4 protein-coding genes are annotated in these 8820 nt (G+C 73.7%); 1 reads left to right on the plus strand and 3 read right to left on the minus strand.

Going from position 1 to position 8820, the window contains the following annotated elements:
• Nucleotides 1-286: 286 nt before the first annotated feature.
• Nucleotides 287-1192, plus strand: a complete 906-nt coding sequence (locus ACJ73U_RS45210; RefSeq protein ID WP_407783972.1) for a hypothetical protein — start codon at nt 287-289, stop codon at nt 1190-1192.
• A gap of 9 nt (nt 1193-1201) precedes the next feature.
• Here ACJ73U_RS45210 and ACJ73U_RS45215 read toward each other — a convergent pair whose 3' ends face one another.
• The 3 genes from ACJ73U_RS45215 to ACJ73U_RS45225 form a co-directional block, all read right to left on the minus strand.
• Nucleotides 1202-2824: a serine/threonine-protein kinase gene (locus ACJ73U_RS45215; protein ID WP_407783973.1), complete on the minus strand. Its 1623-nt coding sequence runs from the start codon at nt 2822-2824 to the stop codon at nt 1202-1204.
• 85 nt (nt 2825-2909) lie between these two features.
• Nucleotides 2910-4001: an NAD(P)/FAD-dependent oxidoreductase gene (locus tag ACJ73U_RS45220; RefSeq protein WP_407783974.1), complete on the minus strand. Its 1092-nt coding sequence runs from the start codon at nt 3999-4001 to the stop codon at nt 2910-2912.
• Nucleotides 4002-4056: 55 nt separating this feature from the next.
• The coding region (locus tag ACJ73U_RS45225) for a carboxyl transferase domain-containing protein (RefSeq protein ID WP_407783975.1) at nt 4057-8820 on the minus strand (4764 nt) is incomplete at its 5' end.

An 8820-nucleotide genomic window follows, 5' to 3' on the forward strand; every position in this document is an offset into this window, starting at 1 on the left:
CACCGTGTCGGACCCGCCGCCGTCGAGCAGCACCGCGCACAGTCCCGCGTGCAGCAGCAACAGTGTGAGCACCGTGATGGCAGGGGTGCTCACGCCGGAGGGGAAGCCGCTCTCCGGCAGCTGGTCGGTCAACGCCTGCCCCGGTCCGGGGCGACGCGGTCGTCTGGTTCGGACTCCCATGGTCGCGTGCTTCACCCTGATCCGTGGTCGGCCGGTGTCCCGTCGTGATCTATACGTACGGTCGGCCCACAACGGTTCTTGCGCTGGTTGCCTACACTGCGTGTCGGTGAACGGACTCCTGCGACGACCGGCCCCGTGGCTCGCCCTCGGGGTCGTGCTCCTGGCCGGCACGATCCTCGTGGTCGTCGGCGCGCACCGGCCGGCCGCGCGGAGCGACACCACCCGGACCAGCGACCTCGCCGCGGAGGTGCGCCGGTTCGCCGCCGGTCTCCACGCCGGCGACCCGTACCGGCCGCCGGAGCCGGCGCAGCGGCGTCGACTGCTGTCGGCACTGCACGCACTGGAGGCCGGGAAGGCGACGCACGCGGCGGACGGTCTGGGGTTCACCGCGCGGACCGGCGTCGACGAGGAGACCGGCCGGCGGTTCGGGCTCCTGGCCAACGGGCCGGGCGAGCGTGCGTGGGGGTGGTACCTGGTCGACCTGTCCGCGCCGGTCCGGCTGGTGATCGAGGTGCCGCACCCCAACTCCGACCTGCACACCGAGGAGATCGGGCTGGCGCTCTACCAGGCGGTGCCGGGCTCGGTCCTGCTGGTCGCCGGCACCCACCGCCGGGCCGGAGCCGGCGCGGGCGACGTGGCGCACCGCACCGACTCGATGTTCCACGCCGTGGCGACCGACCTCGCCGCGCGCGGCCTGCCCCAGGTCCAGCTGCACGGCTTCCACGACGACAACCTGCCGGACACCGACGTGGTGGTCTCGCCTGGCGCCGGCGACGCGGGTGCCGCCGTGCGCCGGGTCGCCGACCGGATCGACGCGGACCTGCGGGTGTGCCGGTCGTGGCGGCAGGACTGCGGCCGGCTCGAGGGCACGACCAACGTGCAGGGGCGTGACGCGGCGCGGCGCGGGACGCTCTTCCTGCACGTGGAGATCAGCCGCGCCGTCCGGGACGACCGCGTCGCCTGGTCGAAGCTGGTGCGTGCGATCGCGCGGGCCGACCTGGGAAGGGGGTGAGCCCCGGGGTCAGCTGTCGCGGGGGTAGAGGTCGACCACGTTGCCGGCCAGGTCCGCGAGCAGGTACGCGGCGCCGTAGTCGTCGCTGAGGTAGAGCTTCAGCGACGGGGTGCCGTCGATGATGTCGGTCTCCACGATCACGTACCGGTGGGTCGGTGCCTCGACGCCCAGGTCCTTGTTCGCCCGTTCCCACAACCCCGGCAGCGCGTCCCAGTTGACCTGGTTGAGGTCGAGCACGGCGCGGTCGGCGTCGACGGTGTCCGGACCTTCCCGGCTGGCGGCCCCGTCGCGGTACTGGAAGTCGTCGAAGCCGTTCTTCACCGCCTTCGCCGGCGCGGTCGCCGAGGCGCTGTCCGGGTAGAGGGTCAGCTCGGACACCTTGCTGCCGCCCATCACCTCGCTCAGCGCGCCGACGGCCGTGCGCGCGCCGGCCGGGGTGAGCAGGTCCTCCGCCGGCGCCGCGGTGGTGGTCGTCGTCGTGCCGGCGTCCGGCGCGGTGACCTGCGTGCCGTGCGAGCCCGCGCCGGTGGACGGCTCGTCGTTCGCGTTCGCCATGCTGTTGATCAGGAACGTGACCGCGGCGATCACCACCGCGGTGCTCACCACGTACGCCGCGGCCACCGTGAGCACGCGTTTCCGGTCGCGGCGCGGGGTGGGCGAGGGGCTCGAGATCGGGTCGGGCCGCTGGTACCCGGGGTAGTGCGGTTGGTACTGCTGTTGGTACTGGGGGCCGCTGGTCGGCGCCGGGAAGGCGGGGCCGGCCGGGGTGGGCGGCCCGAGCGGCACGGGCGCCCCGTGCTCGGCGGCCGCGAGCATCCGGTCGAGCTGCTCACCGGTGGGCCGCGCGGCCGGGTCGTGCACGAGGACCGCGCTGAGCGCGGGCCCCAGTGTGCTCGCGCGCCGCGGCGGCGGGACCGGCTCGGTCATCACCGCCGCGAGGGTGGCCATCGTGGTCGCGCGGCGCATCGGGTGGTAGCCCTCGACGGCCACGTACAGCAGCATCGCGAGCGACCAGAAGTCCGACGCGGTCTGCTTCTCGTCGCCGTGCAGCCGCTCCGGGGCCATGTACTCCGGGGACCCGATCACCTCACCGGTCGCGGTGAGCTGGGTGGAGTCGTGCAGCGCGGCGATGCCGAAGTCGGTGAGCACGGCGCTGCCGTCCGGCCGCAGCAGGACGTTGCCGGGTTTGACGTCGCGGTGCAGGATGCCGGCCGCGTGCGCCGCCCGCAGCGCCGCGAGCACGTCGCGTCCGATGCGGGCCGCCTCCGCCGGGGCCAGCGCGCCGTCGCGCAGCCGCGAGTCCAGCGACGTGCCGCGCACCAGCTCCATGACGATCCACGGGTACGGCGAGTCCGCCGACTCGATGATCTGGTAGATCGACACGACGTTCGGGTGCTGCAGCCGGGCGAGCGCACGGGACTCGCGCAGCACCCGCTCCCGCTGCTGGGCGGCCAGCGCGGGGTTGTTCTCGACGAGCGCGGCGTCGGCCGGGCGCACCTCCTTGATGGCGACCTCGCGGTGCAGACCCACGTCGCGGGCGCGCCACACCGTCCCCATCCCACCGCTGCCCAGCCGTTCCAGCAGCTCGAACCGGCCGCCCACCATGCGCCCGGTCTGTCCTCGCTCAGCCATCGCGCACACGCTAGCAACCACACCCGCGCGACCGATCCCCGGCGAGCGCCTCGTTCGCAGTGGTGAACGGCGCCCTCCGGGGTTGTCAGTGCCGGGGGTCGGAGCCCGGGAAGCGGTCGGGGCGGAAGTCGGCCAGCATGGGGGACTCCACGCCGAACAGCTCGTCGGCCACCAGGTCGCCCAGAAGCGGGGCGAGGGTGACGCCGCTGTGGGTGGCCACCACGTAGAACCCGGGGTCGGTGAAGCCGGCGACCGTGTGGCCGTCACCGGGGATGGCCCGTTGGCCGATCCGGACCGCGTCGATCGGTGCGTTCTCGGTGCCCGTCAGGACTTCGGGCAGCCTGCGTGCGAACTCCGCCGCCACGTCGGTGCCGGGGTTCGCCGGGTCGGCTCCCGGGTCCAGGTCCGGTGCGTGCAGCTGCAGCCGGCCGGCGCCGTCGGGGCGGACGTTCAGCGCCGGCGTGTGCAGGACGCGGGTCAGCCGGACGGGCACCGGTGCGGTGGTGGCGAGGTAGCCGACCGCGGGGGTGCCGGCGCGGTTCGGGTCGATCATGGGAATGGCCGCGCCCGCCAGCGAGGCGACCTCGGTGGTCCACCGGCCGGTGCAGCTCACCACCACGTCGGCCCGGTGCCGCGTGCCGTCGGCGGTGCTGGCCACCCCACCGTCCACTTCGGTCACCGCGGCGCGGGTGTGGACGGTCGCGCCGTGGTCCCGCGCGTCGCCGAGCAGCCGGGCCAGCAGGGAGATCGGCAGGACGTGCGCCTCGTCGGGGAAGAAGGCGTAGGCGGCGCCCGGCGGGAGGACGAGGTCGGGTTCCAGCTCGCGAACCCGCGCCGGGGTCAGCCGCTGGGCCGGGTAGTCGCGGTCGCGCAGCCGGTCGAGCCGGTTCGCCAGCGCCGCACGGTGTTCCTCACCGGCCACCACGAGGTTGCCGGTGGGGAAGTACCACGGCGCGTTGCCCCCGGCCAGCTCCCGGTGCGCCCGCATCCCCGCGTGGTTGAGCGCGAAGTAGGACTCCGGCTCCTTGCCACCCGCGTTGACCCACGCGAACGTGTTCCCGGTCGTGCCGGCACCGGGCCGTTCCGCCTCGAGGACGGTGACCTCGGCGCCACGCCTCGCCAGGCCCGCCGCCACGGCCGCACCCACCACCCCCGCCCCGATGACGATCACCCGCACCGGACCACCTCCTCGCGAGGTGACGTTACCGGGGCGGCCGGGGTGGTAGTGCGTTCTAGGCCTGGCGGGACTGGATCGCCGCGATGATGCTCGGGCGGAGGTCCGCCGCGCGGATCACCGCGTCCACGGAGCCGACCTCGACCGCGCGTTGGATGTTGTGGACGCGGTCGAACTCGGCGGCCACCTCGTTGAGCTTCTCGGCGCGGACCGACGCGCGCAGTTCGTCCAGCTCGGCCGCCAGTGTCGCGCGGTCGGTGCCCGACGCGGCGGCCACGCGGGCCTCCAGCTCCCGCACGCGGGGGTCGGCCGCCGTGCGGGCGTTGACGTCACCGGCGAAGACCGCGGCCGCGGCCGGGGCGCCGCCCAGCACCGACGCGAAGGAGCCCTCCAGCGCCAGCACCGTCATGTTCGGGTTCAGGGCCTTCGAGAAGACCACGAACGCGCCGCCGTGGTAGCGGGAGATGACGCAGAACACGATGGGACCGCGGAAGTTCACGATCGCGCGGCCGATCTCCGCGCCGTACTCCAGCTGGAGCTTGCGCATCGACTCCGGGGAGCCGTCGAAGCCGGACAGGTTCGCCAGCACCACCAGCGGCCGGTTGCCGCTCGCCGCGTTGATCGCCCTGGCCGCCTTCTTCGACGACCGGGGGAACAGCGTGCCCGCGGTGTAGGTGTCCGGGCCGTCCGTGGGCGGGAAGCCGCGCCGCTGCACCGAGCGGGACTCGATGCCCAGCAGGCACACCGGGATCCCGCCGAGGTGGACGTCGGCCACCACGGCCGTCTCCGCGTCCGCCATGCCCGCCCAGCGTTCCAGCACCGGGTGGTCCTGGTCGGACAGGGCGCGCATCACCGTGCGGATGTCGAACGGCTTCTTGCGGTCCGGGTTGTGCTCGGCCGAGAAGATCTGGCCGACCGTGGTGAAGCCGCTGTCCTCGGCGGTGTGCGGGAAGTCGGAGATGTCCCGGTCGACGGGGTCGGTCGTCGTCGCGCGGCGCGGCGCCTCCTCGCCCGGGGCCACGTAGGTGTGGTCGTAGTGCGCCATCAGCACGTCCCGCGCCGCGGCCAGGTTCGGCGCCCAGTACTGCGCCTGCCCGTTCGGACCCATCACCCGGTCGTAGCCGCCGATGCCGAAGTTGTCCTCCGCCGACACGCCACCGGAGAAGTCCAGCGCCTGCTTGCCCGTCAGCACCATCGCCGAGTCCGGCGTCATCACGAGGACGCCCTTGGTGTGCATGAGCATCGTCGCCTCGGCGTTCCAGTACGGCTGGGCGCCGACGTTGATGCCCGCGACCACGATGTTGATCTCGCCGCCGTCCTGGGTGAACTCGACGATCCGCTTCAGCGCCGCGGCCACCCAGTCCATGTTCTCCGTGCCCGACTCCATGGAGACCCGGGCACCGGAGGACAGGGCGTACCACTCGACCGGCACCCGCATCCGCTCGGCGAGGTCCAGCGCGGCGATCACCCGCGTGCACTCCGGCTCCGACAGCGCGCCCAGTGACTTCGTCGGGTCGCCGAGCAGCACCACGCGGGTGACGCCCTGCGGGTGACGCTCGGTCGGGGTGGTGACCACGCCCGCGACCATCGCCGCCTTGTTGTGCCCCTTCGGCCGGTCCACCGGCACCAGCTGCCTGTCGGCGTCCAGGTCGTGCTCGACGAACTCCCCGAGCAGGCCGGTCAGCTCGTACGGGTACACGGTGTTGCGGCTCGCCGCGCGGAGCACCTTCTGCCGGTAGTCGTCCAGCGGCTCGATCGGCGTGTCCGACGGCTCGCCGATGGTCAGCGAGTAGCCGCCCGTGGCGTCGAAGGAGATGCGCACGGCGATCTTGGTCAGCGTGCCGGTGTGCTTGTCGCGTTGCCGGGCGATGAACTCGATCTCCTCCAGCCCGGCGCCCGCGGTCGTCGGCAGCACACGCGCGGCGATCATGTCCAGCTCAGCGCGCGTGATGTCCACCGGCGGCCACACGTAGACCACGATCCGGTTGGTGTTCACCCGCTTGCGCGACGGGCGCCGGGACAGCGCGCGACGGATCGAGTCGAGGCAGGTGGCGATCGTGTCCTCGGCCGTGGGCAGCGCGACCAGCCTGCCGTCGTGCTCGCGCAGCTCGGTCAGGTCACGCACCTGGGCGAACGCGTACAGGCGGTCGTCCGACGGGTTCTCCCGCGCCACACACCGGAAGAGGTAGACCTCCTCGTCCGACGAGGGCAGTCGGGTCAGGTCGAACTTGCGGAGCCGCTCCAGCTGCATCCGCTGCGCGATGTAGGGGTGCAGGCCGCGGATCAGCCGCTCCTCCTGCATACCGGTCGTCGACGGCCGGAACGTGACGTGGTGGTGCATCACTGCGCCGCCCCGGCCCGCGATGGTCGCGGTCAGCCTGCGGACGCGGATCGGCAGCGGGTGGGCGCCGACGACCTCGTACAGCGCGGCGACCATCTCGTCGGAGTCCGCCGGCTGCCGCTCCCAGGACAGGTAGATGTCGGCGTCGACGCCGTGGTCGCCGTTGACCAGCTCGGCGAGCCCGCGCAGCGCGCTGCCCAGCTGCTCGAAGCTGACCGCGGCGGAGACGAGCCACGCCCCGCCGCGCTCGGCCACCACGAACTCACACCCCGCGGCCTTGGCCGTGCGGACGCCGGTGAGGCCCTTGTTGCCGTAGTAACGCCTGGTCAGAACCTCCAGCATGACCGAGTTGTCCAGGTCCGCGCGGGCGAGCCGCTGGCCGAGCAGCCGCACCAGCGGCTCGGTGCTGCGCACCATCTCGGCGATCCGCTCGGCCCGGTCCGGGGCGTCCGGGTGCGTGTCGAGGTGGCGGAGGTGGTTGCGGATGTTGGCGTACACGCGGGCGCGGTTGCGGCGCAGCAGCGGCTGGCCGAACCAGGCGAACACCACGCCGCGGGCGAGGTCGGCGATCACCGGGAAGCGGACCTGCGTCGCGGCGACCAGCCGTTCCAGCGCGAGACCGACCGGCTCCCGCAGCGTCGCGTCCGGCGGCAGCTCCTCCAGCCAGGCACGCAGCAGCGCCGTGACGACCGCGGCGTCGGCCGACGCGCGCTGCAGGGCGAGGAAGATCCGGAACACCGCGGCTTCCAGCTCCGGGGTGCGCTCGAGGTCGGTGACGCCGTAGTGCCCGAGGGCCGTGGACAGCTTGGCCTGGAACGCCGCCGGCAGACCGGCCCGCTCCACGTCGAGGCTCTGCAGGTAGGCGTGGAAGTACTCGCGGGCACTGTGCACGTGGCCGCCGCCGTCGTCGCCCGCCGGCAGGTTGCGGGAGAGCTCCGTGAGGTCGGCGAACACCTCGACGAGCGTCAGCTCCTCGGTCAGCGGCCGGTAGCCGTCCTCGGCGGACGCGCGGCGCGCGGCGAGGTAGTCGTCGAGCACCCGGCGCTCGTCGTGCGGGTCCACGTCGAAGCCGAGCAGGAGGCTGCGCAGGTCCTCCTGACCGCGGGTGACCCGCGCCCGCACCGGGGCGGTCGCCGGCGCGGCGGGCAGGTCCAGCTCGACGGACGCGGTGGTCGCGGCGCCGGCACCGGCGTCGTCGGAGTCGGCGAGCGGCTCCAGGCGCAGCAGCGCGGCGCCGGTCTCGACCTGGCTGCCGACGGACACGGCGCATTCCTTCAGCCGCGCCCTGAACGGTGCGCGCAGCACCGTCTCCATCTTCATGCTCTCGAGCACCAGCACCGGCGCGCCGGCCTCGACCTCGGCGCCGACCTCCAGCGGCGTGGCGACGACCAGCGCCGGCGCGGGGGAGCGGACCACGCCGCCCTCGTCCCGGCTGACCCGGTGCGTCACGCCGTCCACCTCGACCAGGTGGATCGGCCCGTGCGTGCCGGTGAGCAGGCGGTACCGGGTGCCGTTCACCACGATCTGGCCGGTGTGCGCGTCGAAGCGCTCCAGCTCGACGTCGGCCGTGCGCGCGTCACCGCCCGCCTCGATGCCGACGCGGAAGCGGTGCGCGCCGACGCGTGCGACCCGCACCCGGTAGCCGGCGCCACGCAGCTTGAGGTCGAGCGGCCGGCCGCTCTCGTGCCGCACCTGCGGGCGCCCGCCGAACGCGGTGGACAGCAGCCGCTGCCGCTCGGCGCGCTCCTCCTCCTCGTACCCCTCGATGGCGGCGGCCGCCAGCGCGACCGCGGAGTGGCGGTGGGAGACGAGCCGACCCTCCTCGCGGACGCGGTCGATCCAGCCGGTGTCCGCGCTGGCGTCGATCACCTCGGGCTGGTCGAGCAGGTCGAGCACGAAGCTCTTGTTGGTCGCGCCGCCCTCGATGATGACCGTGGTGTCCGCCATAGCGCGGCGCAGCCGGCCCAGCGCCTCGTCGCGGTCGCGGCCGTAGGCGATGATCTTGGCGATCATGGAGTCGAAGTCGGCGGGGATCGTGTCGCCCTCGCTGACGCCGGTGTCGACGCGGATGCCCGGGCCGGCCGGCAGGTCCAGCCGGACGATCCGGCCCGGGGAGGGCGCGAAGTCGCGGTCGGGGTCCTCGGCGTTGAGCCGGGCCTCGATGGCGTGCCCGCGCTCGGCCGGCGGCTCGCCCTCCAGCCTGCCGCCGGACGCGACGTGCAGCTGGGCCTTGACCAGGTCGAACCCGGTGGTCGACTCGGTGATCGGGTGCTCGACCTGCAGGCGCGTGTTGACCTCGAGGAACGCGAACAGCCGGTCGCCGGGGTGGTAGAGGAACTCGACGGTGGCCGCGCCGCGGTAGCCGACCGCGACCGCCAGCCGCTCGGCGGCCGTCTTGAGCTCGGCGGCCCGCTCGGGGCTGAGCACCGGGGACGCCGACTCCTCGATCACCTTCTGGTTGCGGCGCTGCACCGAGCAGTC

Source organism: Actinophytocola sp. (genome assembly GCF_045807065.1).
Taxonomy (GTDB): domain Bacteria; phylum Actinomycetota; class Actinomycetes; order Mycobacteriales; family Pseudonocardiaceae; genus Actinophytocola.

Coding starts and splice junctions, on each gene's coding strand:
- ACJ73U_RS45215 (WP_407783973.1), bottom strand. CDS start 2,824: ATGGCTGAGCGAGGACAGACCGGGCGCATGGTGGGCGGCCGGTTCGAG.